Here is a 25,928-nt window from a genome sequence, read left to right as displayed (position 1 = left end):
AATTATCGCAAATTTTACCACGTTTCACAGGAGCATGCGTAATTTGACGACAAATAAAATCATCAAACAGAATCCAACATGATTATAAAATCTTGCAATTTTTATTAAAAAATAGTGTAAAATAGCAAACATTTACCAAAAAGATCAAACAAGGTTATTGGCTGTGAAATCAATCAAACTCACCCCTACGCACTCCACCCACGCAAAAGCACGTCTGATGATGAGCGTTCGTATGGCGTTATTTGGGGCAAGTTTATTACCCATGGGCGCGCTCGCACAAAACATTGAATCCGCCCAATCCATCCAAAACAGCCAAGAAACCGCCAGCCAACCAAGCAAAAGCTTAGAGAGATTGGCAAGCTATTATCACGCCAAACCTAGCGGAAATGCGCGCTGTCAGGGCGTATGGATACACCCAAGTCAAAGCCGCCAAAGCCAAACGCTCGCTGAACAGCTGGGTGCAAACACAGAATCGGACAATCATTATGATGACACCGTGGACTTTTTGGATGATGTAGCGACATCTGATGCAATGCTTCCTGACGACGTAGAAGCGCAATCATCAGCAAATTCACTCCAAGCCCAAGCAGACCAAACCAAGAACAACGATGGCACTTACTACGCTCAGGCGGATTATGGTTATTATGATAACGATGAATACGCTGAACTGTCAGGTAACGTCATCCTAGAGCAAAATGATCAGCAAGTACTTGCCGATAAGATTACCTTTAACCCAAAAACTGGCGAATCGAAAGCCAGTGGCCAAGTTGTTTTTGGGGATAATCCTGCCAACATCCTAAACGCCCAAGAGTCAAATACCGACAAACAAAATAAAGGTGCGGGCGTAGGCATCATTGGCGTGGCTGGCGAATTAGACTATAACGCCCAAACCCAAACCGCTAATGCGCAGGACGTCGCCTTTGCCAGCACGACCATCGGTGTGCACGGGCACGCCAAAGAAATGAAAAAAGTCAGCGACAGTGAATACCACATGAATGACGTGATGTTCACCACATGTCCACCCACCGAGCGCAAATGGCATCTGGATGCTGACAGCATTGAGATTAACAGCGATACAGGGCGCGGCATCGCGAAGAACAGCACATTAAAAATTAAAGACGTGCCTGTTTTTTATTTGCCGTATTTTAATTTCCCTATCGATGATCGTCGCGGTAGCGGCTTCTTGTTGCCGCGCGCAGGCTTTGGCTCCTCTGATGGCTTTGAGGTGGCGACGCCTTACTACATGAATCTTGCGCCGAATTATGATTTAACCTTAAGCCCGACGGTATTCACGAATAAAAACCCGATGCTTGAAGCGGAGTTTCGCTACTTGACCGAAAAGTACGGCTCAGGCATCATTGATGGTGGCTACCTACCAAGCGATCGTAAATACAACGATGAAGATCGTTATCATCTATTTTATGACCATGAATGGCACTCAAAAGCCCTCAAAAACTTATCGGCTTATGCGACCTATCGCCATGTATCGGACAGCAAATACCCCAACGATTTTGACACGCTGGGTCTAAAAAACAATCCTTTGAATCTATCACGACGCATCGGTGTTAATTACTATAACGAGCATTTGACTGCCGACCTAAAAGCTGAGACCTTCCAGACGCTTGATGGCACCAATAACGATGGCACGCCAATCCAAGACAAGGATAAGCCATATTCTCGCCTGCCGCAGCTTGCTGTGAGCTACTCTCTACCCAAATCAATCGATGCGCTTGGTGAGCGATTCAATATTCCAAGCTCATTAGACCGCGTGGATGTGACCGGCATTCACAACACTGCCTATTTCAAAAAATCCATCAAGGATAATTCTGAAACCGAAAAAAGCGGTGTGCGTATGTACAACCAAATCTCAGCAAGCTATCCGATGCTGCGCTCATGGGGTTATTTCACGCCAAAGGTCAGCCTAAATCACCTATACGCCTCTTATGACGAAGACAGTCTGGCGGTTCAGAATCTTAGCGAAAAAGAAGGCTCATATTCAGTATTTGCGCCACAGATCGGGCTAGATACTGCAGCATTCTTTGAAAAATCAGGCTCGCCATTTGGGTGGTTTGATGAGTCATTAGGCGGCTATCAGGTATTATCACCACGCCTAAAATACAACTACACCCCCCATAAAGATCAGAGCAATATTCCAAACTTTGAAACTGCATTCTCAGCCATGAGCTACGATCAGCTGCTGTCTGATTCATGGTTTTTGGGCTACGACCGCATTCAAGATTTGCACGCGATTACACCTGCGCTGAGCTATCGTTATATCGACAAAGATGGCTTGACACGTTTTGATGGCGGATTATCGCAGCAGTTTTATTTAGATGATCTGAATGTCGGCATCGATAACAGTCAAGCCTATAGCGAAAACAGCTCGGGTCTGGCTTGGAAAGCAAGCACGCAGCCACTGAACAGCCTATGGGTCAATGCAGATGGTTCATTCTCTCATGACTATGACCTCAATCACGTCACCGCCCAAATTCGTTATCAGCCAAATGAGCAAAGCCTGTATAGCTTTGGCGTGATCAACCGCAAAGAAAACAAAGCACTTGTTCAACTTCCGCTGCAAGCCTATACCGCAGCTGCCATTTTCCCGATTAATAACCGCTGGCGTCTGCTTGGTCAAGCACAATACGACCATCGTAACGACCGCTTACTAGATGCGCTGGTAGGCATTAATTATGAAGACTGCTGCTATGGGTTATCTGTCTATGCGCGCCGTTATCGCAACAGCCTAAAACCTGATGATGATGCCAACAACGCCATCATGGCAGAGATTCGCCTAAATGGCATTACCAGCGGCGGACGCCTAAATAACCTCATGAACGATAAAGTATTAGGTTATGAAAACATCCAAAATGCATGGCAACGCGCCTATTGATGGTATTGCCAAATCGTTACACTATTTTGTGTTAGCTGTCGGTTTGGTAAAATTTTGCACAGCGCTTAACATTTATGCACTCACATTTGACGATGTGTGTGGCAAATGCTACACTTAATGAGATTTTTTATTAACAAAACAAATTTCCCAAGGAATTGATATGCAAGGCAAATTTTTAATTCGCCCATTATTCATGGGCCTACTTGCCGTAAGCGCTCTAGGCTCATCCGTTATTGCTAGCGCTAATATTAGTATTTTGCAGAGCACGGATGGCATCATCGCCGCCGTCAATGATGAAATCATCCTAAAAAGCGAACTCATCGCTGCAAGTGCTGCACTGGCTGCCGAATACCAAGCCAACAACATCAATGCCACGCCTGCACAGATCCAGCGCGCTGCACTAGACGGCTTAATCACACGTAAGATCCAGCTTGGTATCATTAAACGCGCTGGCGTTACCACTAACGAAGCTGTCATTAACCGCCAAATGCTACAAATCGCTCGCTCGCAAGGTCTAGACTCTCTAGCGGCGCTACAGTCCTCGCTAGACAGCAAGCAAGCTGGTAGCTATGTTGCTCTGCGTAAGCAGCTCATTGAGGATGCTGCGATTGGCGCGTTGTGGCAGCACCAAGTATTGACACGTGTTAACATCACCGATCAAGAAGTTGAAGCTTTCTTGAACTCGCCTGATGCAGCTAGCATCTCACAGACGCAATACCACCTGATTCACATTCGCGTGCCTTATAAGGCGGACGCTAACACCAAAGACAAAGCTCGTGCGCAATCTGTCGCTGAACAAATCACCACCAATCTACAAAATGGCGACTCACTAAATGCCGCGCTTGATAAAGTTAAGGACTATGAGCCACAGCCGCAAGGTGCAGACACTGGCATGATTAATCAAAGCGCCCTACCTGCCCACATCGCCGCCCAAATCACCAATCTATCAGCTGGCAGCGTCACACAGCCCATCGTAACCGAGGCTGGTATCGATGTGGTAAAACTGGTCGCCAAAAATGACAATGCTCGCGTGCTGATTCCAGAATGGCAAACAAGCCACATCCTAGCACGTGTGGACGACACCCAAAATGCCGCCATGGCAGAGCAAAAAATCAACGCCCTGTACAACGAACTTCAACAAGGCGCTGATTTTGCCAACCTGGCTGCCACTTATTCAGATGATTTAGGGTCAGCGCAGCAACGTGGCAGCCTAGGCTGGGTCGGCGAAGATCAGATGGTGCCTGAATTTGAAAACGTTATGAAAAACACCGAAAAAGGCGACTACTCAATACCGTTCCGCTCTCAATTCGGTTGGCATATCCTAAAGGTTGATAATGAGCGCACGCGTGACGTGACTGATCAATATCGCAAAAATGCTGCCCGTGAGATGATTTTTAGCCGTATCGCACCTCAAGCCGAAGAAGATTGGATTCAAGAAATGCGCGCCGCTGCTCATGTTGAAATTTTTGAATAATTTAAATACTTCAAAAAACCAAAAAAGACGCCGTGATTGGCGTCTTTTTTGATGCTGGATCAAGACTCCTTTTGGCACTTCTCCACCCAAAAATCAATAAAAGCACGTACCTTTGCACTCAAAAAAGCTCGATCCATATACACCGCGTATAAGGTCACCGACAGCACATCATAATCAGGCAATAATCGCACCAATCTACCTGCCGCTAAGTCACACTCCACAAGCCAATCAGGTGCATAGCCTATCCCTACGCCTTCAAGGGCAAGCTCTGTATTCATCGGAGTGTCGTTACTGACTATGATTGCAGTAGGCTTGATGGTGTGCTTGGTTTTATTTAACTTATGAGTGATGGTCAGGCTGTCCATTTTGACATAAGTTGGCAAGATTGCCTGATGCTCGTTGAGCTCATCGGGCGTCGTGGGCGTGCCGTGCCTAGACAGATAATCAGGGCTTGCCACCAAATAAAAATCCATCATCGTCAATGGTCTTGTGATCAAAGATGGCTTAGGCTCATGAGTTAAACGCAGCGCCAAATCAAACCCTTCTGCCACCAGATCCACCAGCTGATTCGACAGCGACAGATTAAGCACAATATCTGGGTATCGTTGTTGAAATTCTGCCAAGAATCCAGCCACCTTAGGGTTGGCAAACCATCTAGGCATGGTGATTTTTAGCTCACCTTGCGGATGCGTGGATGCCCCTGTGGCGACCTGCTTTGCGTTATCAAGCACCTCCATGGCATGCAAAGATTCTTGATGATAATGCTCGCCCGCCTCAGTAAGGTGGATGTTGCGACTATTGCGATGTAGGAGTTTTGCGCCAAGTGTACGCTCTAGATGTGCAATGTGCTTACTTGCCATCGCCACCGAAATATCAAGCGCATCGGCTGCTTTAGTGAAGCTGCCATTTTGCACCACTTGATGAAACACGCGAATGCTGGTTAAAGTATCCATAAATTTAAAAGATTAATAATTTCTTAAATTATAACATGCTTTTAGATTATTTCTTACTAAGAAATAATCCATCAACAAAATCACCATTGTTTTCTCATGGCTATCGATTATAATGACACCACCAAATAAATTCAATCACAGGATTGTCACATGACTTACAAGACTCTACAACAAGCCGCTGAACTCCGTCGTTCTATTTATATACTAAATAAAGACCTACCTGTCAGCACCCAACAGATCAATGACATTGTAAAGCATGCGGTACTGCACACGCCATCATCATTTAATTCACAGTCGAGTCGTCTGGTCGTCTTGCATGGACAAGAACACGACAAGCTATGGGATCTAACCATCGAGGCGTTAAGCACCATCGTGCCTGCTGAGAACTTTGCACCCACCAAGAGCAAGTTAAACATGTTCAAGGCTGCTGCTGGTACGGTACTCCTGTTTGAAGATATGAGTGTCATTGAAGGCTTACAAGCACAGTTCCCTGCTTACGCCGAGAACTTCCCAATCTGGGCAGATCACGCCAACGCCATGATCCAGTATGCGCTATGGACCACATTAGCCACCCTACAAGTGGGCGCCAACCTTCAACATTACAACCCTGTGATTGACGATGCTGTCGCTAAAACTTGGAACATCCCAAGCAACTGGAAGCTTCGCGCACAGCTCGTATTTGGCGGCATCGGCGCACCTGCTGGTGAGAAAGAATATGCACCGATTGAAGACCGTTTCGTCTCATATGGCGCATAATTCCCAAGACCTTAACCATCTTTCAATCAAAATAAGGGCAATAGCGCCCTTATTTTGTGTGCATGATGACTAGTAATATTATCAATCTTTAAGCAATAATTCGCCCAATTCTTTACCAAGCGCTAACAAAATAACGAATCGTGTCTTTATTCGGTATGTGCTATAATGCGCGCAATTTTTGCGATTCTTAAACTTTATGAAGAAAATTAGCTTATTACCTTTGACTTTGGTAGGCGTATTATTATCAGCCTCATCTTCCATGGCGGCTGATGTGGATAATAAACTCCTCACTGTCATCAAACCAAACTCAAGCGGCGTGAACAAATTCACTCAGGCCAGCAGCGTAAACTACAGTAGCAGTGCTTTTGGTGGCACCAACGCAAGCACTTATGCAAGCTCTGGCATCAGTAACAGCGGCAGCTATGACTCAATGATTCGCGCTTCTGCTGAGCGTCACGGCGTTGATCCTGCGCTGGTCAAAGCCATTATACACACCGAATCATCATTCAATCCTTATGCCCGCTCTCCAGCAGGCGCACAAGGTCTGATGCAGCTCATGCCTGGCACTGCCAGAGACATGGGCGTGATGAATGTCTGGGATCCTGCTCAGAATATCGAGGGTGGGGTCAAGTACATCGCCTGGCTGTCGCAACGATTCTCAAACCGAGATCACATCATCGCAGCATATAACGCAGGTCATGCTAACGTCAGACGTTATGGTGGCACTCCTCCATTTAAAGAGACCAGAAATTACGTGCGCAAGGTCAATAGTCGCTATCAGACATTATATGTTAATGACACCAACCTCATGCGTGGCAGCAGTTATCAGCTTGCGATGAATACAGCGCCTCAGACGAACACCTCACCGACGCCAGCTGCCATTCATGCCGATAGTGATAGCACGCCGCAGACACCAACACTCTCTCAGGTGGCAGGCCGTGTCTACGTGAATAAGACTTACACCACGGTTAATAGCAACTAATCTAATAACATACCGCCAGTCACCCGACTGCGGTATGATTAAACAAACCTGATGCAGATATGATGATTTTGTTATTTTTTGTGCATCGGGCTCAAAATCTCTTTAATTTTCCCAATTTACCCTTATAATACCATCAATCAGATTTTTTAATGAAAATCTGATTTTGAATTAACATATTTAACTTATCAGAAGATTTATTTTTAAAAGGAAAACTAGCCCATGATGCGAATTGGTTTATTTTTATTAACCAACATAGCGGTTTTGGTCGTATTTAGCATCGTTTTTGGTATTTTGTCCAGCGTATTTGGCTTGGGCGGTGTGCATGGCTCGAACGGTCTTAACTATGCAAGTTTGGCCGTGATGTGTCTAGTCTATGGCATGGTAGGCTCAATCATTTCGCTGTTTTTGTCAAAATGGATGGCAAAGAAATCCACCGGAACCGTCGTCATTGAGACGCCACGCAACGGTACAGAGCAATGGCTTGTCGATACCGTCGCCAAACAAGCTAAAGCGGTCGGTATTGGCATGCCTGAAGTGGGTATTTTTGATAATGCGCAGCCGAACGCCTTTGCTACCGGCTGGAACAAGAACAGCGCACTGGTCGCTGTCTCTACAGGTCTGCTACACACCATGACCGCCGAAGAAGTCGAAGCGGTACTGGCTCACGAGATCGGTCACGTTGCTAATGGCGACATGGTAACACTTGCCCTGATTCAAGGTGTGGTGAACGCCTTTGTGATGTTCTTTGCACGTATTATCGGTAATTTTGTGGACAGAGCAATCTTTAAGAATGAGAGCGACAGCCCTGGTATTGCGTATTTTGTGACGAGTATGGTGATGGATATCCTGCTTGGCATCTTGGCCAGCACCATCGTGATGTGGTTCTCTCGCCTACGTGAATACCGCGCTGATGAGATGGGTGCACGCCTAGCGGGTCGTGACAACATGATCGCTGCGCTGAACGCCCTTCGCCCTGCTGAAGCTCGTCCCGATCAGATGCCTGAATCGATGAAAGCATTCGCCATCTCAAGCGGGCAATCAACTGGCTTTAGCATTGCCAATCTGTTCCGCAGCCACCCAACCTTAGATGATCGTATCGCGTCGCTACAAAAGCTGCCTAACTGATCCAATCAACATAAATTCGATCGGCAAAAAAGCACCGTCATATGGCGGTGCTTTTTTGTGTATTAATTTAGGGTAACAAAAATGGGACAATCACAGGCGCCAAGAATGCAGTTAAAATGCCATTTAATATCAGCCCAACGGTCGCATAGGCCACATGACGCGATCCCATTTGCATTGCTCTGGCTGTACCTAGCGCATGGGATGCTGTGCCCAGCGATAGACCTTGAGCCATAGATCGGCGAGCACGCATTTGATGCAGGACATACACACCCATCACTTGCCCTGTCACGCCTGCAACCAATACCGTCGCCGCACTGATGCCCACCACACCACCAAGCACATCCGTCACTTCGATGGCGATCGGCATGGTGACAGACTTGGCTGCAATGGCAATCATGCTATCTTCAGCACCTCCCAGCAGTCGCACCAGCCCAACCCCCGAGACAATACCCACCACAGAACCGATAAGCTGAGATACCATGATGGGCAGCCATTGAGCACGTATTTTTTGCCACTGCACATAAAGCGGCACCGCCATGCACACCACCACAGGCTGCAACCAAAAACTCAAATAACCACTTGCCTGATTAAAAACCTCCCACGACACATCGGATAATTTTAAAAACAAAATTACCGCCACCGTAGTTAATAAGGTAGGATTAATCAAGGGTTGTTTTAAAGTTTGGCGCAGCCACAGGCTAAGCTCAAACGCACCGATCAGCACAAATAACAACAAAAACGGGCTGCTCTTTAACAAGGATAGCTGCTCAATGATGGATACTGACATCACTTAGATCCTTTTAAAGAGTGCTTTTGTCGTCTTCTTAGCCACTCGTAACTCTTGGCGGTACTGATTAACACGAGCAGCGTGCTTACGATGGTCGCAGTCAATAAAATCCACAAATCATCAGCGATGACATCCAAGTACTGCATGATAGAAATACACGCAGGAATCACAAGCAGCACAAGATGATCAAGCATGATCTTGGCAAGCTTTTGCATCGCATCTAGCTTAACAATCCTTGATTGTAATGCCATGAACAGCAATAAAAGTCCAATGATGCTGGCAGGCAGTGGCAAGCCCAGTCCCTCAACGATTACTTGACCCAGAAACAAACACAAAAACACAATCAAAATCGGACGCAATAACACAGCAAGCCTCAGCCAAAATAATACCAATTGTAACGCAAAGACGCCAAATCGCCAAATGATGCGTAAGGATTTTTTACAATTATGTGCCAAATTTATGCTTGCCTAGGCGCAGAATAAGACTTATTATCATCACTGATAATTTACAAGGAGCATCATATGCCAAAAACCACCATTCAAACCAACCAAGCCACCCGCATTGCCAAGCGCCTTACCAATCATTTTAAGCACAAAGTTACTGTCACTGAGACCGACATGGGCTATTTTGTGAACATGGCTGGCGCAGACGTTACCTTTACACCAACCGACAACGAACTTCATATTGAATATATTCGCAACGAAAGCACCGACAGCCCAGAACGCCCTTATGATGAAGAACGACTTCGCTTCGTCATCACCGACCACCTTGATCGGATGGCTGGCGAGACTTTTGAGTATCATTGGAGTGAATGAATTTAAATCCTGCACATCGCAGGATTTATTTTTGAAAATCTGTAAAATCGGTTATAATCCTTGGTTTATGATTTACCAATAATTCATCTAAAGGACGTGCCATGCAATCTGTACAAGTCAAACTCCTAAACCCCAAAATCGGCTCTGACCCCAATTTCCCCCTGCCCACTCGTGCCACAGACGGCTCGGCAGGCATAGACCTAAGAGCGTGCATTGATGAACCTGTGGTTATCAAAGCGGGCGAGACCAAACTCATCGGTACAGGCATGGCAATTTATATCAAAGACCCTAATTTTGCAGGGATTATTTTGCCACGTTCAGGACTTGGGCATAAGCATGGCATTGTGCTTGGTAATCTTGTTGGTCTGATTGATGCTGACTATCAAGGTGAGCTGATGGTGTCAGTGTGGAACAGAGGCGATAGCGATTTTACCCTAAATCCTGCCGAACGCATGGCTCAATATATGGTGGTACCTGTGGTACGTCCAAGTTTTGAGATTGTCGATGAATTTAGCGATGACAGCGAACGTGGGACAAGTGGGTTTGGTAGCTCTGGGATTGAGTGATTGATTTTATTGGTAATTGATAAATTTTTACAACTGTTTGAAAGGAAAATGCCATGCAATACAAAGCCCCAAACCACAAATCCCTAACCCTAGACGAAGCCAAACACACAAGCGAGGTCATCACGACCGCCCTGCCTTATATCCAGCGTTATAAAGATAAGCTCATTGTCGTTAAATATGGCGGTAATGCCATGACCGACCCTGTGTTAGAAAGTTCTTTTGCCCGAGATATCGTCTTACTAAAAACGGTCGGCATTCATCCTGTGGTCGTGCATGGCGGAGGTCCGCAGGTGGATAATCTCATGAATGAGCTTGGACGTGAGTCTGACCGCATAGACGGCATGCGAGTTACCGACAAAAACACGATGAACGTGGTAGAGATGGTGCTGGGCGGTAGCGTAAACAAATCTATCGTCAATCTCATTAACAAACATGGTGGCAAAGCAATTGGTCTGACAGGTAAAGATGCCAATCTCATCACCGCCGCCAAACTTGCCATGACGGATAAAGATGGTAGCCCCATTGATTTGGGCTTTGTCGGTGAAGTCGCCCACGTCAATACAGATGTCATCAATATGCTAATCCATAGCGACTTTATCCCCGTCATCGCTCCACTAGGTGTGGACGAAAATGGCGAGACTTATAATATCAACGCCGACCTAGTGGCAAGCCGTGTGGCCCAGTTTTTAAATGCCGAACGCCTACTTCTGCTAACCAACATCAAAGGCGTGCTAGATAAAAGTGGCAATATCCTGACCAGTCTATCGCCTACAGACGTGGATAATCTCATCGCTGATGGCACCATCAGCGGGGGCATGATACCCAAAATCGCAGGGGCATTGGATGCGGTCAAAGCAGGGCTTAGAAGTGCGACCATCGTGGACGGGCGAGTGCCACACGCTTGTTTGCTTGAAATCTTTACCGAAGAAGGTGTGGGTACGCAGATTTTAAGAGAAATCAATGGTTAAAATTTTAAAGGCGGTCTAGCACCGTCTTTTTTATTGATTCTAACAATATAATCTTTTAATTACTCCAAAACCGTTTGGAAGTCCCCATGCAAAAATCCCTTGCCCTTATCGTCTTTATCGCTCTATTGTCCGCCTGATCTGAGCCCCATGACGGCGAGATGTCTCATCAGTCGGCAAGCTCTGATGTGGCAAGTGTGGATAAGGCAGACGTTGCCAGTATGGACGCAAGTGGTAAATCTGACAAATCAAACCCTGACAATCCTACCCTTGACAGTCAAGCCACCACCCAAGGCGAGCAGGCTCATTTGGCAAACAAAGCCTTTATCATCAAGGCGGACGTAAATTTTGCCGTCAAAGATGTGGCTGCCACCAAAGATCAGTTAGAAAGCCCAACCCTACAAACGGGCGGATATATCCAAACGTCCAAGATTTATAACAACACCACCGACACGCACCGCTACCCGATTGGGGCGAGCAGTTAAAGGTACTGACCCATTTTGTGCGTCATGGCATGATGGCTGTGCGCATCCCCAAGGTAAATGTGGGCGAGTTTTTAAAGGGGGTGCAAGGGCAAGTAGTGTTTTTGGACGGTCAAGAATTTAACGCCACCGATGTCGCCCTAGACTTACAACGTAACGCCCTACACGCCCAGATAGAAGCCGAACGCCAAGCCAAACTGGGCGAGCTTGACGCCACCAAAACAGACGATTTGGCGGACAAGTCCACCCATGTGGGCGAGATGACGGATTCAAAATACCGCCAAACCCTTGCCGAGCTTGACCGTAAGGCTCTTGCCGAGCAAGTGGCATTTAGCACGATAACACTTGCTTTTTATCAAAATCCGCAAATTTTTGAATCGGTTATGCCTGATACCAAGGCATATATCGCCAAAGACGAGCGGGCGAATTTTGGTCATCGCTTTGTCCAGAGTATCGGCACAGGCTGGCTGTATTTCTTAGAATTTATCTTGTGGTTGACAAGTTTGTGGGCGTTTGCTTTGGGGCTAATTGTCGCCACTCTATTTTATAAAAAAGTGTTTAAGCCGTTTTGGAATAGACCATTAGAAAAAAGACAACTAGTGAGATGGTAAAGCCAAGGCAGATAGGAAATAAAGAGAGTGCGAGTAAGCAATAAGGTTGGGCGATAATGATGTTAAATTGCCCGAATTTTATTAAAATTCAGAATCTCATAAAATTTATGCAGTTTTACATCGGATGATAAGGGGTTTATTCGTCCAATAGCCAAGCTTTTATTTAGAACAAAGTTTATCTAATATAAATAAACATCACACCCAAAACACCCCGCTCCACTCGCTCTCATCAAAGCCGATAAGTGCCACGTCATCGCCCACTACTATTGGACGTTTTAGCACACTAAGGTTGTCCTTGACTATCTCATACATGGCGGACACATCGCCACTGGTTAGTACCGTTTTGGTGGTATCATCTAGCTTGCGGTAAGTTGTGCCTTGCTTGTTGATGACTTTCTCGCCAAAGGTTGTCACAAATTTGGTGAAGTCATCTTGGCTTAGTACCGACTTTTTATAATCAAAAAATTCATGCGCTATGCTGTTTTGATTTAAAAAATCAAAGGCTTTTTTCATGGTGTTACAGTTTTTTATGCCGTAAATGGTCGTCATGGGGGTGTCTCGCTTTACAAAATATTAGCAAATTATAGCAAAAATCAGCTATAATAGTATGTTAAATTTTCTATGTTCATCTTTATTTCATGAGCCAATTATGACAACCAATCAGCCCTTAAAAGACTACGATTTTCATACCTTAGAAAGCACCCAACAAGCCAAATGGCAAGCCGAAAACCGCTACCACACGGATAATAACGACAACGGCAAACCCACCCGCTATATGCTATCCATGTTCCCCTACCCAAGTGGTAAGCTACACATGGGGCACGTGCGTAACTACGCCATCACAGACGTATTGTCTCGCTACTACCGCCAAAAGGGCTATGACGTCATGCAACCGATGGGCTGGGATGCGTTTGGTTTACCTGCCGAGAACGCGGCCATCGACAACGGTGTCGCTCCTTATGCATGGACGATATCCAACATCAATCACATGCGCACCCAATTAAACGCCTTGGGTCTGTCTATCGATTGGTCTCGTGAATTCGCCACCTGCAACCCAGAATATTACAAGTGGGAACAATGGTTATTTTTACAGCTTTACAAAAAAGGCTTGGTTTATAAGAAGTTATCTACCGTAAACTGGGATCCTGTGGACAACACCGTCCTTGCCAATGAGCAAGTCGTAGACGGTCGTGGATGGCGCTCTGGCGCAATCGTTGAAAAACGCGACATCCCAATGTACTACTTCAAAATCACCGATTATGCTGACGAACTGCTTGACGATTTAAAACTGTTAGAAAACAAATGGCCAAGGCAAGTCCTGTCCATGCAACAAAACTGGATCGGCAAAAGCCACGGCATGGAGCTGGAATTCGCTTATGAGATCGATGGTCAAACCGACAAGCTCAACGTGTTCACCACCCGCCCTGACACCATCATGGGCGTGACTTACCTTGCAGTTGCAGCCGAGCACCCATTGGCTCAATATGCCGCCCGTCACAACGAAGCGGTCGCCCAGTTCTGCGCAGAATGCAAACAAGGCTCAGTCGCAGAAGCAGACCTTGCCAAAGCCGAGAAAGTCGGCATGGATACAGGCTTGGTTGCAATCCACCCCATTACAGGTCAAAGTGTGCCTGTCTGGGTTGCCAACTACGTACTGATGAGCTATGGTTCGGGCGCAGTCATGGCAGTACCCGCCCACGATGAACGTGACTTTGAATTTGCCAATAAATACAACCTACCCATCCGCCAAGTGATCGACGTGGGCGGACAGGCTTATGATAATAAGAACTGGCAAGAATGGTATGGCGACAAAGGCGGTGTGTGCATTAATTCAGGCGAGCTAGATGGTCTTAATAAAGATGACGCCACCGCTAAGATCGCACAGATTCTAGGCGACAAAGGCAAAATCACCACTCAGTATCGTCTGCGTGACTGGGGTGTGTCTCGTCAGCGTTATTGGGGCTGCCCAATTCCGATGATCAACTGCGAATACTGCGGCACTGTTCCTGTCGATGAAGCCGATCTGCCTGTCGTATTACCGACTGATGTCGTGCCTGACGGACGTGGCAACCCACTTAAATCCATGCCAGAATTCATCGACTGCACCTGCCCAAAATGCGGACAGCCTGCCGAGCGCGAGACAGATACCTTTGATACCTTCGTAGAGAGTAGCTGGTATGCTCAGCGCTTCACCACACCACATGACGACACGCAGATGGTGGGTCGTGCAGGCGCAGACAAATGGCTTGCCGTAGATCAGTATGTGGGCGGTGTTGAGCATGCAGTGCTACACTTATTATACGCTCGCTTCTTCCATAAGGTCATGCGTGACGAGGGTCTGGTCGGTGGCGACGAGCCATTTGCCAACCTACTGGCTCAGGGTATGGTTCTGGCAGGAACTTTCTATCGTGAGAATGCGGACGGTTCGACGACTTACTATTTCCCACACGAGGTTAATGTCGAGAATGGTGAAGCGACCCTAATCGCCGACGGTCAGCCTGTCGTGATTGGTAAGATCGAGAAGATGTCAAAATCGAAGAACAACGGCGTTGACCCACAAGAGATCATCGAGCAATATGGGGCTGACACCGTCCGTCTATACACGCTATTTACCGCACCTGCCGATCAGACACTAGAGTGGTCAGATTCAGCACTAAAAGGCCCGCACAACTTCGTCAAAAAAGTATGGCGCATCACCAATGAGCACCTAGCCGCCATCGATGGTAATAACAACCTTGCAATCGATAAGAATACACTAACCAAAGCTGCTAAAGACCTACGCCGTAAGACGCACGAGACCATCGCCAAGATCGATGTCAGTCTGGGCGAGCATCTGGCGCTAAACACGCCTGTCTCATCTCTCATGGAGCTTGCTAATGAGATTGGCAGCTTCGATGTGAATGACACCAACGACTTGGCAGCACGTCACGAATCCATCGTTACCCTACTGTCGATGCTGGCTCTGTATGCGCCTCATGCTGGTGAGTATCTGCTAGAACAGTTCGGCTTTGATAGTCGTGCCATCAGCTTCCCCAGCCTTGACAAAGAAGCCCTTGCCAATGACACCATTACCATGGTCGTTCAGGTAAATGGCAAAGTTCGCGGCAAGATGGATGTAGCGACAGGCTTGGATAATGACACACTTATCGGCCTTGCCAAAGCTGTCGATGGCGTTGATAAATTCTTGACGGGTGAGATCAAAAAAGCCATCGTCGTACCAAATAAACTGGTCAGCTTCGTGGTTGCAGGCTGATTGATAAATAGGAATCAACATGAAAAAAGCCCTTGCACTAGCATTTGTGGTAGCAGCAGCGACAAGCCTAAGTGCTTGTGGCTTTGCCCTACGCGGCAGCGATCGTACAGCTGTTGTGGTTGCCCCTACCAACCTTAGCACTCAGCTAATCTTAGAAGATAACCAATTTGCACTAGGGTTAAAGCGTCCTTTGGTTAAGCGCTTACAGCTATTAGGTGTATCAGAGCAAGCGACTGCCGTCAACACCGTCAAAGTAGACAATCTTCGTCTGCGTCGTTACGAATTGGTTGGTACCTTAACCGAGGTTCGCTTGGTGATGATGGCAGATGTTAGTTACACCATCGGCGGTCAGACTCATCGCGCGCCTGTTCAAGTTGAGCAAAGCTATCAATACAATGAGGCCAGTGTCGTTACCGTCGATCAACAAGGTGAGAAAACCAAAACGCGGCTCTACGATCACTTGGCTCAGCGTATCGCTGAACAGTATTACGCCAAAGCCAAACTCTGATAATGCAGCAGCGTTTTATACCTCTGTATGAGCAGCTTCGGGGTGCGGACCCTGCAAGCAGTCAGCCCATTCAAGGCTTTTGGCTCATTCATTCAGATGAGCCGCTGATTAGTCAGTGGATCATTGATGCTTGTCGCCCCATCTGGCAAGCAAACGAACAGACCATCAAACGCATCGAGCTGACCTCAGCCAAATCTTGGACAAATGTCATCGCTGAACTTGACAGCTTAAGCCTGTTCGGTGATGCCAGCGCAATCATCGTCTCTGGCAACCATAAGCCCGACAAAGACACTCTTGATGCTCTGGCTCGTATTGCGCCAGACACACTGCATCATCTACTGTGGCAAACCCCAAAACAAGACAAAAAATCACTCAGCACCAAAGCCATCAAGCTGTTCGACCAACTTGGACTCATCATCGATGGCAACATTTACGATGAAAGGATGCGCGGCGAGCTGCTTAGGATGCAAGCGCGTCATATTGGCGTTACCCTAAATGCCGACGCTTGGCAGATGCTCATGACGCATACCGAGCATAACCTACTTACCGCCCATCAAAATCTTTGGCGATTGTCATTACTATACCCGAATGCTATCATTGACATCGACATGCTCACAACCTGCCTTGTGGACGGTGCGGAATTTAGCGTCTTTGACTTATCCGACACCGTACTGGCAGGCAACACCCCAAAAGCCCTACAAATTCTCAATCATCTAAAAAATACCGACATTGCGCCAAGCATTGTCCTATGGGCACTCGCCAAAGATGCGCGCCTCATCCTACAAATCCAAGCAGGCAAAAACCCAAGCAACCTAGGAATCTGGCGCAATAAAATATCAAGCTACACGAACGCTGCCAGACGCTCACCAACCTTAACAAGCCAATCTTGGCTAAGCGCCATTTATGACATAGATACGACCATCAAAGGTGTTAATGATGCCAATGTATGGTACCTGTTGCAGCAGTTGGTTTTGTCACTGTGCGGTACACCAATGGGGTCTAACCAGCTTACAACGCCGTAACACAAAATTAAAAAAATACGCACAAAGATACTGGTTTGACCTATACTATACACAGATGACATTGATATCATAAGTCGCTTTTATCATTTTTAAATTTTTGCCAAAATATTTTTATATTTCATCGATATTTTAATCCTATTTGCCCTTTAATCATTGTCCGCAGGTGATTATGAACACAGTCGCCAAACCCAAATTTACCAAGTACGCCAAGTTGTCAATCATCGTTATCTTGCTTGCCTTGATCGCTCTTGCGCTTTATTATTTCTTTAAACCCAAAGAAGCCGCACCGCGCCCTATCTGACTGCCGATGCGGTGATGGGCGACATTGAAAACACGGTCATGGCGTCAGGCAAGGTCAATCCCATTCAAAGCGTGGATGTGGGGGCTCAGGCATCAGGGCGAATTGTCAAGCTGTACGTGGACGTGGGTGATGAAGTCAAAAAAAAGGCGACCTGATCACCCAAATTAACCAAGTACAACAAAAAAAACACCGTCCCCAATGTCGAGGCGAATCTCAATCAGGCTAACGTCGCCTAGCTCAAGCTCAGAGCAATCTGACTTCCAGCCACGGTACGATTGACAGCAGCAATGCCGCACTAGAGACGCGCATCAGCGAGCTTAATAAGGCCAAAAAAAGCCTTTGATAGATTGGCAGAATTGGTTGAGATTGATGCAGTCAGTCGCCAAGACTATGATGACGCCAAGGCTCCCGTTGAGGTTGCCGAGGCGAATGTCGCAGCAGCACGCGCCAATGTGCAAAATGCCATCGACGACGTGGAGAATGCCAAGACCACCATCAAGAGTCAGCAAGCCGCCATCAATTAGGTTGTTTGGGTATAGTTAATATAGCTCCAATTTGACAACTCTTTGATTAAAGTTTTTATAAAAATAAGGCAATTTATATAATAAATTAAAAGGAAAGGGACAGCGATTACCATAATAATCGCTCATATGGTATTCTTTGACAAAATGAATTTTGTGATGCCAGTGTTCAATATCCCGACTATTTAACATTGACCAAAGATATTCAGGTTGGTCTTTTGTTTTTGAGACGGCATCGGTTTTTTTGACATTACCGACACCTTTATAATACAACATATCAAAAACAACTTCAAGATGATTAAAATTATCACATAACAAATCAAAAAATTGACGCACCTTACTTTCATCAAAATACATCAGCACGCCCTCAACAATCACCAAAATTGGCAAATCTTTATTTTGAATATACGCCACCCATTCTTTATCAAGCATTGAAAAATCAAGCATATGCACATTGTCTTGGGGTGCGATTAGTTTGCTTCTATAAGCCATAGCCATTGACACATCAATATCATACCAAACAATATGGCTTGGACAACCAAGCCGATAAAATCTGGTATCCAGACCTGCACCAATTTGAATAATAATTGCCTGCGAATGTTTGTTAATAAAGGCAAGTGTCTCATCATCAATTAGTTTTGCTCGTGTGGCAATACCAACTTGTGAAAATGCTGACCGTTTAAATTTGTTAAAATCATAATCAATTTGTTGAATAAGCTCTGAGGCTTTTTCGTCTTTGATGATGGGGTTTTTGTGCTGGCTTTCAATCGCTTTTGCCCACAATGTAATCAGCATCGTTTCAGGAATGCCTGCAAGCGTTAAAGTACTTTGTTGGTTCATTGTTTTTTCCTTATGTTGCGTCTGTATTAAAATCTTGGTCGTATTAGGATTCATATACTAAACAAAATGAGCAATGAATAATCCATATTTGTAGTATAGCATAGTTGCTAATCTGTAAAAAACCCACCCGTTATTTACACTCTGCCTAAAATAAAACTCTAACCATTCATAAGGCGTAAAAGTCAAAGTTTTTCCTGTAATCTCATCTTTTTTGGTTAAAGATGAATGTGGTCTAACAGTGTTGTAGAAATTAAGAAATCTGGTTAATTCTTGCTTTCTATGTTCACTGCTGACAAACTCATGTTGATGATGCCAAAGCTCTATTAATGTTCGTATCTCCTGTTCAGCTTTGCCATTGGTTTGTGGTCTGCCTACTTTGGTAAATTTTTGGTTGATGTGGTTATCATAACATACTTTGACAAATTCATGCTGTGTTGTGCCTTTAAATTCAGTGCCATTGTCAGAGTAAATAACATCAATTTGGTAAGGACAAGGTTCTATCACTTGCTCTACCAGAAACTGTGCTGCACCAAAGGCTGTTTTGTCAGGCAGTATGGCAGCATACAGTTCACAAGAATAGTCATCTACGGCAACAAACAGATATTCTCTAGGACTGTTTGTACTTTGTCCTTTAAGTAAAGGTAAGCGTTTGGCATCTACATGAACCATCTCACCAAAATAGGACTTGTTGTATCGCTTGGCTTGCCTTTTGAGTTTGTCTTGAATGGATTTTTCAACCTTAGCCAAGCGTTTAATGCCATACTTGGCTTGTTTAAAGCGATTATTGGTACTGGTTTGAGGCTTAAGGAGTTTAATGCGAGCAAGTTTTAAGACCTTGTAAATGGTAGGTCTTGATACTTTGTACTCGAGTGCCAGTGAAGTCACTGATTGCTTGTTCTTATAGTAAGCAATCCAAATGGCTTCCCATGGTGGGGAAGCAGTCTTGTGTTTTTGTGTATGTTCATTTGCAGTATTTTACCTTAAATACTGTAAATAACGGGGGTTATTTTACAAATTAGGCCTAGGCGAGAAAACCACCAACCGCCCCAATCAGCTCTCAGGCGGTCAGCAACAGCGTGTCTCTATCGCAAGGGCTTTGATGAATGGGCGACATTATCCTAGCAGACGAGCCGACAGGGGCGTTGGATAGTGGCTCTGGCAAGGAAGTGATGAACATCTTGCACCGCCTAAAAGATGACGGACACACCATCATCATGGTAACGCACGACCCGAGTTTGGCAAACCAAGCCGAGCGGGTGATTGAGTTAAAGGACGGGCATATCATCGCCGATTATTATACTGATAATGCCAAAAATCAAGAACAGCAAGATAATAATCACAATACTCAAAACACCGCCACAAGCAAAAATACCTTTGGCTCAAAAACACCCTATTTGGCGTGATAGACCGCCTAAAAGAAGCCTTTAAAATGTCTATCTATGCCATGAAAGGCATAAAATGCGAACGCTTTTAACCATGCTTGGGATTATCATCGGTATCGACTCTGTGGTGTCTATCGTGGGGCTTGGGCTTGGGGCGGTGTCTTAGGGATTTTACTTGCCTTTGATGTAGGCAGTCTTGTCAATAAATTTGGGGGGGGCGACAGCGTGGGTGTGATTTACTCACCGTTATCTATCGTGGTTGCCTTTATCTGCTCAACGCTTATCAGCATTGTGCTTGGCTTTTTGCCCGCCCGTAACGCGTCAAGGCTCAACCCTGTGGATGCGTTGGCACATAATTAATCACTCAATAAAATCGCAAACTTAAAGGTTTGCGATTTTTTATAAAAAATATAAAAAACCACTTGCAAACATCTAAATATACTGTATAATACGCACCACATTAGCGATAAGGGTCGTTAGCTCAGTTGGTAGAGCAGTTGACTTTTAATCAATTGGTCGCAGGTTCGAATCCTGCACGACCCACCATTATCCTAATAGCAAGTTAGTTTTAAAAATATTTAAAAAAATACTTGCAAAGTTGAAATTATCTAGTATAATACGCAACACAAATTGGGTCGTTAGCTCAGTTGGTAGAGCAGTTGACTTTTAATCAATTGGTCGCAGGTTCGAATCCTGCACGACCCACCATTCCCCAATAGCTCAGTTGGTAGAGCATCGGACTGTTAATCCGTGTGTCCCTGGTTCGAGCCCAGGTTGGGGAGCCATATTCCAAGAAGTCCTTCTCATAACGAGAAGGGCTTTCTTTTTATATCTATTAAATCATTCGTTGTAATTGTCAAGTCACCGACCTTAGTTACTGATATTCATAATGAATAAATTGCGGTTCAACTATTAACCAAATAAAAAAGCGCATTCATTTGAACGCGCTTTTTATTCTTAATACGGCGACATCATCGGTGCAATTTGGCTTACTGCCAAATCTTTGATGACCAGTTGTAGGCTCTGATTGCCCTGCCATTCGTTAATCTCCAAGGCGAATAAGATGTGCACATGACTGGCGCGATAATCCCATTTGTCCGCATCATAATTAAACCAAATGGCATCAATGGGATACTGAACCTGACGTAGGCGAAGGGTTAGTTTTAGGTGCTTATCCTTCATCACACGGAAGTTTAACACCTCAAATTCACCATCAAAGCTAGGCGGTGCAAAGCCGTTACCCCAAACGCTGACGCTCTTTAATTCTGATACAAATCTTAGGCTAAAGTCCTCGGGCAGCAGTTCGCCATCTGTGAAATGCTCTTCGTTAAATATCAACTCATCAAATTCATCCATCACCATCAAGAACTCCTGCATGAATTCATCAAAATGCCGCTTTTTAATCGTAAGTCCTGCCGCCATGGCATGCCCACCAAAATGCGTGATCAAGTGCGGATGTGCGATCGCCACCGCCTCAATGGCATCACGAATGTGCACGCCAGCGATGGATCTGGCTGAACCTTTGATGTAGTCATCGTCGTCAGTTTTTTGGGCATCTGCTGGAGCGAATACGATGGTCGGACGATACAGGCACTCCTTAATTCTGCCTGCGACGATGCCAATAACCCCCTGATGCCAGTTGTCTTGGTATAGAATGATGGCGCGCGGCAGGCTGATCTCTTCTGCAGAGCTAAGGTGCAACTCATGAATGATGTCGTTCGCTTCATCTCGCATTTGCGTCTCGATGGCGCGGCGCGAGTGATTCAATTTATTCAGCTCCAACGCCAGCGTATGCGCTCGGCTCCAATCATCCGCCAATAAGCATTCAACGCCTGTGCGCATGTTATCCATACGCCCTGCAGCATTAATGCGGGGAGCAATGGCAAAACCCAAGTCATCGCTACTGATTTTCTCATGGTCGCGACCCGACTGCTCTAATATCGCAAGCACCCCATGACAAGCACGTCCACTACGGATGGCATTTACCCCATGCGTCACTAAGATGCGGTTGTTCTGATCCAATGTTCCAACATCCGCCACCGTACCCAGCGCCACAAGGTCTAGATACTTGGCGACACTTGTCGTTGATAGCCCTGCTTCACGGCGGATGCGCGCCACACGACCCATGACATAGAATGCCACACCCACGCCGACCAGGGATTTACTGCCAAAATTACAGCCTTGTTGGTTAGGATTCACGACAGCGGCGGCACTCGGAGATGGCTTGGTGGTCAGATGGTGATCTGTGATGATGACTTGGATGCCAAGCTCATCGGCGCGCATGACACCGTCATGGCTTGAGATGCCATTATCCACAGTGATGATAACCTCTGGGTTAAATTCCTCTGCGCCATAGCTGACAATCTCTGGTGTCAATCCATAACCAAATTTAAATCGATCAGGCACCAAGAAATTCACATCAGCACCCATCTCTTTTAGGCAGCGAACCATGAGCGCTGTTGAAGTTGCACCATCACAATCAAAGTCACCTACGATCAAAATACGCTTTTGCTCATCGATCGCTTGACTGATTAAGGTCGCTGCCTCATCAAGTCCTGTTAAGTCAGATGCAGGCAACAGCTGTCCTACCGAAGTATCTAGCTGTGCCTCATCGTGAATGCCACGAGCGAGCAGCACACGCGCCAAAGTCACAGAACCGAACGCCTGAACCAGTTCATCATCAATCTCACCTGTGTAGCGCAGTGATAAATTAAGCTTTGTCATTGTAATTCTTCTTTGTTTTGATTCTTAAATCCAGACCAATCACGCACGCAAGGATTTTGGCAGGCTAAATGTAACATTCTCTTCGATGCCACTGATCTCTTCTGGGCTTTGGGCGCCCCATGATTGCAGGGTGTCTAGCACTTCTTGGATAAGCACTTCAGGGGCTGATGCGCCTGCCGTTACACCCACACATACCACACCATCAAACCATGAACGATCCATTTGGCTGGCGTTATCAATAAGATAAGCCTTAGCACCCAGTCGCTTGGCAAGCTCTCTTAGGCGGTTAGAATTAGAAGAATTTGGCGACCCGACCACCAGAACGATGTCACAGTTTGCCGCCAACGACTTTACCGCATCCTGACGGTTCTGGGTGGCGTAGCAGATGTCGTCCTTACGCGGGGCGTTGATTTGTGGGAATTTATCCTTTAATGCATCAATCACCACAGCCGTATCATCCATCGACAGCGTGGTCTGAGTAACGAAAGCAAGCTTCTTGTCTTCTTCAAAATCTAAATTCGCAACATCATCAGCATCCTCAACCAGATAAATGCGCCCGCCAAAGGTCGTATCAAATCGCCCCATCGTCCCTTCAACTTCAGGATGTCCTGCATGCCCGATCAAAATCGCATCCATGCCTTCTTTGGCAAATTTACCCACCTCGATATGAACTTTGGTCACCAAGGGGCAAGTGGCATCAAATACAGTCAAATTACGTCGAGCTGCCTCGTCCTCAACTGCCTTAGATACGCCATGCGCCGAAAAAATCACAATCGCGCCATCAGGCACTTCATCAAGCTCTTCAACGAATATCGCCCCGCGGTTGGCAAGATCTTCAACCACGAATTTATTATGAACCACTTCATGACGCACATAAATGGGCGGATTAAAGCGGCGCAATGCCTCATTAACAATGGCGATGGCTCTATCCACGCCGGCACAAAAACCGCGTGGATTGGCTAATAAGATCTTCATATAATCACTCTGTTATTTTTGTTTATTTTAACTGACTACTTTATCATATTCGGGGATTTTACGCATTAATTGATTGATGGTTGGGGATTTTATTTTTAAATACAAATAAAAAACCGCACGATAAACATGCGGTTTGGTTGGTTGGCTAATATCAAAAGCTGTCTTTTAAGCCAACGATCTGGTTAAATACAGGCAGCTCTTTGGTCGTCTCGACAATGTCCGCCACAAAGTAGCTTTCACGTTCAAACTGGAATCTCTCACCGCCTGACACTTCTGCCAAAGATGGCTCAACCACCGCTTGATAGGTCGTGATCGAATTAGGATTTAGGTGCTGCTTAATCCATAGTGTATCAGCATCTGTATCCGCATCAAGCATGTCTTTTTCGTGCAAGGTAGCATCTTGATTGATCTCATCATCTTCTAATAATAGATGCTCATACAGGCGCACCACTGCATCCACACCGTGAATTGCTGACACCCAGTGAATCACACCTTTGACCTTGCGTCCCTCAGGATTATTACCCAGCGTCTTAGGATCGATGGTGGCGATCAACTCGACCACATCACCATTATCATCGGTGATGTGGTCCTCTACTTTTAGGATGTAGCTGTTACGTAGGCGGATTTCACGGTTCTCTGGCGACAGTCGCTTGTAGCCTGCCGGTGGATTCACTTCAAAATCGGTCTGATCAATGTAAATGGTCTTGGTGAATGGAATTTCACGATTGCCCATATCAACATTTGGATGCTTAGGCTGAGTTAGCCACAGGACGTCATCGTCCAGACGCGCCTTAACAGTATCTTTTTTAAGAGTTTCAAAGTCTGCCACCGCCTCATCAAAATTAGCAATGGTGACTTTTAATGGTCTTAGCACCGCCATGCCACGTGCGGTAGTATTCTCGAGCGTGCTACGCACACTAAATTCCAACTGACGAAAATCAACGACGCCATCTGCTTTAGATACGCCAATGCGCTCACAAAAATCACGCAAACCCTCAGCAGGATAACCGCGACGTCTCATACCAGCCACGGTTGGCATGCGCGGATCATCCCAGCCTGAGACGACGCCCATGTCCACTAAGCGTTTAAGTTTACGCTTAGAAGTTAGGGTGTGATCTAGGTTTAGACGGCTAAATTCATATTGGCGTGGTGGCACTTCAAAGCCAACTTTCTCAACCACCCAATCATAAAACGGGCGATGATCTTCAAACTCAAGCGTGCACAGCGAATGCGTGATGTTCTCGATCGCATCTGACAGCGGATGAGCATAATCGTACATCGGGTAGATGCACCACTTGTCTCCCGCCTGATGATGGTGAGCGTGCATGACACGATAGATGACAGGATCTCTCATGTTCATGTTGGCATGATTCATGTCAATCTTGGCACGAAGTACGGCTTGACCTTCTTTGTATTTGCCATTTTTCATGTCATCAAAGTGCACCAAGTTCTCTTCGATGGTCGCATTTCGCTGTGGCGATTCGACAGACGGCTTGCCAAAGCCACCGCGATGCTCACGAATCTCATCAGGCGTCTGAAAGTCTACATAAGCATCGCCTTGCTTGATGAGCTGAATCGCCCATGCATGCAGCTGGTCAAAATAATGAGACGCATAGCGCACATCGCCCGCCCATTTAAAGCCAAGCCACTCAACGTCCGCCTTGATGCTGTCCACATAATCCTGCTTCTCAGCGGTTGGGTTGGTGTCATCAAAGCGAAGATTGCACAAGCCGTCAAACTCTTTTGCCACGCCAAAGTTTAGGCAGATGGATTTGACGTGCCCGATGTGCAGATAACCATTCGGCTCTGGTGGAAAGCGAGTAACGATGCTGTCGTGCTTGCCGCTCGCCAAGTCGTCACGAATAATCTGACGAATAAAATCATTCTTCTCAGTGGTGATGTCGGTCATGGATTACCTTTTTTCAGTTATTTTTAAGGGCAATTCGTCGCCCAAAATTAGCATAAATCATGCTATTTTAACACAGTTTATGACAAT

Annotated in this window: 24 protein-coding genes, 3 tRNA genes and 3 pseudogenes; 21 read left to right on the top strand and 9 right to left on the bottom strand. The window is 46.0% G+C overall.

The features are described 5' to 3' along the window. Window positions 1–163: 163 nt before the first annotated feature. Both AAX10_RS03120 and AAX10_RS03115 read left to right on the top strand, forming a co-directional pair. Window positions 164–2,890: an LPS-assembly protein LptD gene (locus AAX10_RS03120; RefSeq protein ID WP_226997806.1), complete on the top strand. Its 2,727-nt coding sequence runs from the start codon at window positions 164–166 to the stop codon at window positions 2,888–2,890. Window positions 2,891–3,050: 160 nt separating this feature from the next. After that, window positions 3,051–4,364, top strand: a complete 1,314-nt coding sequence (locus tag AAX10_RS03115; protein WP_046699800.1) for a peptidylprolyl isomerase — start codon at window positions 3,051–3,053, stop codon at window positions 4,362–4,364. A gap of 59 nt (window positions 4,365–4,423) precedes the next feature. Here the strand turns inward: AAX10_RS03115 and AAX10_RS03110 are convergent, their stop codons facing one another. Beyond that, complete coding sequence (locus tag AAX10_RS03110) at window positions 4,424–5,317, bottom strand: LysR family transcriptional regulator (protein ID WP_046699799.1); 894 nt, start codon at window positions 5,315–5,317, stop codon at window positions 4,424–4,426. A gap of 150 nt (window positions 5,318–5,467) precedes the next feature. Between AAX10_RS03110 and AAX10_RS03105 the strand changes: the two genes are divergently transcribed. The 3 genes from AAX10_RS03105 (at window position 5,468) to htpX (ending at window position 8,180) form a co-directional block, all read left to right on the top strand. Then, the gene (locus AAX10_RS03105; RefSeq protein WP_046699798.1) at window positions 5,468–6,073 is read left to right on the top strand and encodes a nitroreductase family protein; all 606 of its coding nucleotides are present in this window, start codon (window positions 5,468–5,470) and stop codon (window positions 6,071–6,073) included. Between the two features lie 196 nt (window positions 6,074–6,269). Continuing rightward, entirely contained in the window at window positions 6,270–7,055 is a 786-nt protein-coding gene (locus tag AAX10_RS03100) for a lytic transglycosylase domain-containing protein (RefSeq protein WP_080947005.1), read from the top strand. 219 nt (window positions 7,056–7,274) lie between these two features. Continuing rightward, a complete protein-coding gene (gene htpX / locus AAX10_RS03095) occupies window positions 7,275–8,180 on the top strand; it encodes a protease HtpX (RefSeq protein ID WP_036365191.1) in 906 nt (301 codons plus the stop codon). A gap of 67 nt (window positions 8,181–8,247) precedes the next feature. Here the strand turns inward: htpX and AAX10_RS03090 are convergent, their stop codons facing one another. Beyond that, a complete protein-coding gene (locus AAX10_RS03090; RefSeq protein ID WP_046699797.1) occupies window positions 8,248–8,967 on the bottom strand; it encodes an LrgB family protein in 720 nt (239 codons plus the stop codon). After that, a complete protein-coding gene (locus AAX10_RS03085) occupies window positions 8,967–9,422 on the bottom strand; it encodes a CidA/LrgA family protein (protein ID WP_226997805.1) in 456 nt (151 codons plus the stop codon). Before AAX10_RS03085 ends, AAX10_RS03090 begins: the two co-directional genes overlap by 1 nt. 66 nt (window positions 9,423–9,488) lie before the next feature. On the opposite strand from AAX10_RS03085, the gene AAX10_RS03080 reads away from it, so the two are divergent. From AAX10_RS03080 to AAX10_RS03060, 5 genes are all read left to right on the top strand, one after another. Further along, window positions 9,489–9,782, top strand: coding sequence for a DUF2218 domain-containing protein (locus tag AAX10_RS03080; RefSeq protein WP_046699796.1), 294 nt, complete (start codon window positions 9,489–9,491; stop codon window positions 9,780–9,782). 101 nt (window positions 9,783–9,883) lie between these two features. Continuing rightward, window positions 9,884–10,348 (top strand): dUTP diphosphatase, encoded by a 465-nt coding sequence (dut, locus tag AAX10_RS03075; protein WP_046699795.1) that lies wholly within the window; start codon window positions 9,884–9,886, stop codon window positions 10,346–10,348. A gap of 53 nt (window positions 10,349–10,401) precedes the next feature. Continuing rightward, window positions 10,402–11,316 (top strand): acetylglutamate kinase, encoded by a 915-nt coding sequence (gene argB / locus AAX10_RS03070; protein ID WP_046699794.1) that lies wholly within the window; start codon window positions 10,402–10,404, stop codon window positions 11,314–11,316. A gap of 158 nt (window positions 11,317–11,474) precedes the next feature. Beyond that, window positions 11,475–11,798 (top strand): DUF4349 domain-containing protein, encoded by a 324-nt coding sequence (locus AAX10_RS03065; protein ID WP_046699793.1) that lies wholly within the window; start codon window positions 11,475–11,477, stop codon window positions 11,796–11,798. Window positions 11,799–11,827: 29 nt separating this feature from the next. Then, on the top strand, window positions 11,828–12,406 hold the full coding sequence (locus tag AAX10_RS03060; protein WP_046699792.1) for a DUF4349 domain-containing protein: 579 nt from the start codon (window positions 11,828–11,830) through the stop codon (window positions 12,404–12,406). Window positions 12,407–12,601: 195 nt separating this feature from the next. Here the strand turns inward: AAX10_RS03060 and AAX10_RS03055 are convergent, their stop codons facing one another. Beyond that, entirely contained in the window at window positions 12,602–12,955 is a 354-nt protein-coding gene (locus AAX10_RS03055) for a Spx/MgsR family RNA polymerase-binding regulatory protein (RefSeq protein WP_046699791.1), read from the bottom strand. 100 nt (window positions 12,956–13,055) lie between these two features. Here AAX10_RS03055 and leuS point away from each other — a divergent pair, with 100 nt between their 5' ends. The 6 genes and pseudogenes from leuS to AAX10_RS10040 form a co-directional block, all read left to right on the top strand. Further along, the gene (gene leuS / locus AAX10_RS03050) at window positions 13,056–15,659 is read left to right on the top strand and encodes a leucine--tRNA ligase (RefSeq protein WP_046699790.1); all 2,604 of its coding nucleotides are present in this window, start codon (window positions 13,056–13,058) and stop codon (window positions 15,657–15,659) included. Between the two features lie 19 nt (window positions 15,660–15,678). Further along, window positions 15,679–16,167: an LPS-assembly lipoprotein LptE gene (locus AAX10_RS03045; protein WP_046697969.1), complete on the top strand. Its 489-nt coding sequence runs from the start codon at window positions 15,679–15,681 to the stop codon at window positions 16,165–16,167. 2 nt (window positions 16,168–16,169) lie between these two features. Continuing rightward, window positions 16,170–17,189, top strand: a complete 1,020-nt coding sequence (holA, locus tag AAX10_RS03040) for a DNA polymerase III subunit delta (protein WP_046699789.1) — start codon at window positions 16,170–16,172, stop codon at window positions 17,187–17,189. 169 nt (window positions 17,190–17,358) lie between these two features. Then, window positions 17,359–17,490, top strand: coding sequence for a hypothetical protein (locus AAX10_RS10475; RefSeq protein ID WP_267284330.1), 132 nt, complete (start codon window positions 17,359–17,361; stop codon window positions 17,488–17,490). A 14-nt stretch (window positions 17,491–17,504) separates the two neighbouring features. Beyond that, a complete protein-coding gene (locus AAX10_RS10045; protein ID WP_158580296.1) occupies window positions 17,505–17,645 on the top strand; it encodes a hypothetical protein in 141 nt (46 codons plus the stop codon). Window positions 17,646–17,804: 159 nt separating this feature from the next. Continuing rightward, a pseudogene (locus AAX10_RS10040) lies at window positions 17,805–18,014 on the top strand (hypothetical protein); the annotation flags it as partial. A 15-nt stretch (window positions 18,015–18,029) separates the two neighbouring features. On the opposite strand, the gene AAX10_RS03035 reads toward AAX10_RS10040, so the two are convergent. After that, complete coding sequence (locus AAX10_RS03035; protein ID WP_046699788.1) at window positions 18,030–18,851, bottom strand: class I SAM-dependent methyltransferase; 822 nt, start codon at window positions 18,849–18,851, stop codon at window positions 18,030–18,032. Between the two features lie 57 nt (window positions 18,852–18,908). Next, window positions 18,909–19,736, bottom strand: a complete 828-nt coding sequence (locus AAX10_RS03030; protein WP_226997804.1) for an integrase core domain-containing protein — start codon at window positions 19,734–19,736, stop codon at window positions 18,909–18,911. A 118-nt stretch (window positions 19,737–19,854) separates the two neighbouring features. Here AAX10_RS03030 and AAX10_RS10585 point away from each other — a divergent pair. The 5 genes and pseudogenes from AAX10_RS10585 to AAX10_RS03010 all read left to right on the top strand — a co-directional run. After that, window positions 19,855–20,390 (top strand): annotated as a pseudogene (locus tag AAX10_RS10585) (ATP-binding cassette domain-containing protein); the annotation flags it as partial. Beyond that, a pseudogene (locus AAX10_RS10255) lies at window positions 20,387–20,593 on the top strand (macrolide ABC transporter permease/ATP-binding protein MacB); the annotation flags it as partial. The pseudogenes AAX10_RS10585 and AAX10_RS10255, both read left to right, overlap by 4 nt. Window positions 20,594–20,703: 110 nt before the next feature. Continuing rightward, window positions 20,704–20,779 (top strand) — tRNA-Lys (locus AAX10_RS03020). A gap of 86 nt (window positions 20,780–20,865) precedes the next feature. After that, window positions 20,866–20,941 (top strand) — tRNA-Lys (locus tag AAX10_RS03015). A gap of 1 nt (window position 20,942) precedes the next feature. Further along, a tRNA-Asn gene (locus AAX10_RS03010) sits at window positions 20,943–21,018 on the top strand. 172 nt (window positions 21,019–21,190) lie between these two features. On the opposite strand, the gene recJ is transcribed toward AAX10_RS03010, so the two are convergent. The 3 genes from recJ to AAX10_RS02995 all read right to left on the bottom strand — a co-directional run bounded on the left by recJ (window position 21,191) and on the right by AAX10_RS02995 (window position 25,841). Beyond that, window positions 21,191–22,957, bottom strand: coding sequence for a single-stranded-DNA-specific exonuclease RecJ (recJ, locus tag AAX10_RS03005; protein ID WP_046699786.1), 1,767 nt, complete (start codon window positions 22,955–22,957; stop codon window positions 21,191–21,193). 39 nt (window positions 22,958–22,996) lie between these two features. Beyond that, window positions 22,997–23,932, bottom strand: coding sequence for a 4-hydroxy-3-methylbut-2-enyl diphosphate reductase (ispH, locus tag AAX10_RS03000; RefSeq protein ID WP_046699785.1), 936 nt, complete (start codon window positions 23,930–23,932; stop codon window positions 22,997–22,999). A 151-nt stretch (window positions 23,933–24,083) separates the two neighbouring features. After that, window positions 24,084–25,841: a glutamine--tRNA ligase/YqeY domain fusion protein gene (locus AAX10_RS02995; RefSeq protein WP_046699784.1), complete on the bottom strand. Its 1,758-nt coding sequence runs from the start codon at window positions 25,839–25,841 to the stop codon at window positions 24,084–24,086. Window positions 25,842–25,928 lie beyond the last annotated feature (87 nt).

Origin of the sequence: Moraxella bovoculi (genome assembly GCF_000988745.2) — a bacterium.
GTDB lineage: Bacteria > Pseudomonadota > Gammaproteobacteria > Pseudomonadales > Moraxellaceae > Moraxella > Moraxella bovoculi.
Note: the sequence above shows the minus strand (reverse complement) of the source record. Positions and strands in the feature narration are given on the sequence as shown.